Raw genomic sequence first — 1,779 nt, forward strand, 5'->3', positions numbered from 1 at the left:
TCCGTGCCCCGGCGCCTGGCGGACAACCGGCTCGCCGACCAGCACGCAGCCCACAGGGCCACCACCAGCAAGGCGGTTTCGGTTCCGTTCGGAGTCATGCCGAACGGCGCCAGGACGTAGGGTGCGACGAAGGCCAGGAACACGCTGCCTGCAAGCGCGACGACGACGGCCGTGGGTGTCACGACCCGAACCCTCTGCAGACCATCTCCATGCTTCAGCCTCCATTTGTTGAGGCAGAGCCTAGCTGACAGTGCCGCTGGAGTCAGGCTTCCAGTTTTGCCAGTCGCTCGGCGATCCGGCTCCCGTTTCGGTATGCCTTCGGACATTTGGCCAGCCACCGTTTCAGCACCGCGATCTCCTCATCCTTCTGGGAGAGCTTCCGGTGGACGATGGCCGCCTGCTCGGTGTACCAGGGCGCGGGTTCGCGGCCCTCGGCGTTGCCTTCGGCGGCTTCAATGGCCTTGTAGCAGAGGACGAGAGCTTCATCGAGCCGGCCCTCGCGCTTCAACTGCTTGATCGGCTCGACGAGCTCGAGATAATGGACGCCATCGACCATGCCGCGCTTGAACTGGGCTGCGCGCGATCCTCCGCCGGCCAGGGCGTCCTGGACCATGTCGCTCCGTTCCCGGTGCGACGCGTTGGCACGCTCGGCCGTGGTCAGGGCCGGCGGGTTGCCCTCCGGGTGATCCCACTCCGGCTGCCCGTCGCCGAGCCAGACGAAGGCCTTCGCCTTCAGCTTCGCTTCCCGCAGGACATGGAGTTGGTATACGGCCGGCGCACTCACACCCGGCTTCAGCCCGGTGCCCCTGTTAGCCGGGAACGGCAGGTTGCCGACTTTCTCGCCCTCGACGAGGACGGCGACTGCATGGGGGTCGGTTGGGTTGTCCGGCTCCCGCTGAAGCTGGGCTGGCCCTTCGTAGTAGCCGCGCGTACCGAGACCGTGACGGTCGGCCAGGGCAGCCACCGTCTCTTTCGCGAACGTCGTCGTTCCGGCCAGCTCCGAGCAGGGGTCCACCCCGGACGACACGGTGATGCGGATGCCGGCGGGGGCTTCGGGCTGGGACGCCGGCTCTGCCGGTGGGGCGGAGGAAACAGGCTTTGTGCCGAATGTCTGTTTGACCCAGTTGCCGAGTCCCATATGTCCCCCTGGAGGTTGTCGGCGGCCGGTCGGCCGCGCACGCCCGACCTTACCAAGGCCCGAGCTCGGCCATCTACAATTCCCGAGGCGAATAGGGCCCATGACGGCCGTCGCATCGCAATCGGACCGCCGCTGATCTTGTAGGGTGGAAGCGAGGTTGCCCTTCGGAGTGTTGTGCTGGACAGTGCAGTGCTGGAAAGAAGGGCAACCTCTTGGTTTGGCACCGTACACGGCGCCTGGCCGCACTGCTAGGAGCGCTTAGGTGCAATCCGCTCAAGCATTCTCTTCATGGCTGCAGTACCCTCCCCTTCAGCTACCGCTCCGCTGGAGATTCGGGCGTAAAGCCCGTCCGAATAGTGCGTCCCCGGATCCACGCCTCCCCGGAGCCGCCGCCACAGACACTCGTATTCCGGGTGTGGGTCCTTTCTGCACCAATCACAGGCCAGGGCTTGAGGGTGGGCGTTCGCCGGGGTGACCTGCGGGGTGGGCGCCACGACGGCAGCAGTGGCTGGCGTCGGTTGTTTCGGTGCCTCCACGGCGGGGCCGCTGAGGAGGGACCATTTCTCTGGCCGGATGCAAGAGATGAAGAATTGCCCCATGGTGCTGTCGCAAGCGGGACACACGAATGCACTGTAGAGCCT

At 65.9% G+C, this 1,779-nt stretch carries 2 protein-coding genes; both read right to left on the reverse strand.

Annotated features, from left to right (window positions below; genetic code table 11):
- On the reverse strand, nt 1–182 hold a 182-nt coding region (locus AC1DEY_RS23160; protein ID WP_476870043.1), incomplete at its 3' end, for a hypothetical protein.
- An 80-nt stretch (nt 183–262) separates the two neighbouring features.
- Nucleotides 263–1,138: a hypothetical protein gene (locus tag AC1DEY_RS23165; protein ID WP_476870044.1), complete on the reverse strand. Its 876-nt coding sequence runs from the start codon at nt 1,136–1,138 to the stop codon at nt 263–265.
- Nucleotides 1,139–1,779: the final 641 nt, after the last annotated feature.

It is taken from the genome of Arthrobacter sp. 05T47, assembly GCF_056395825.1.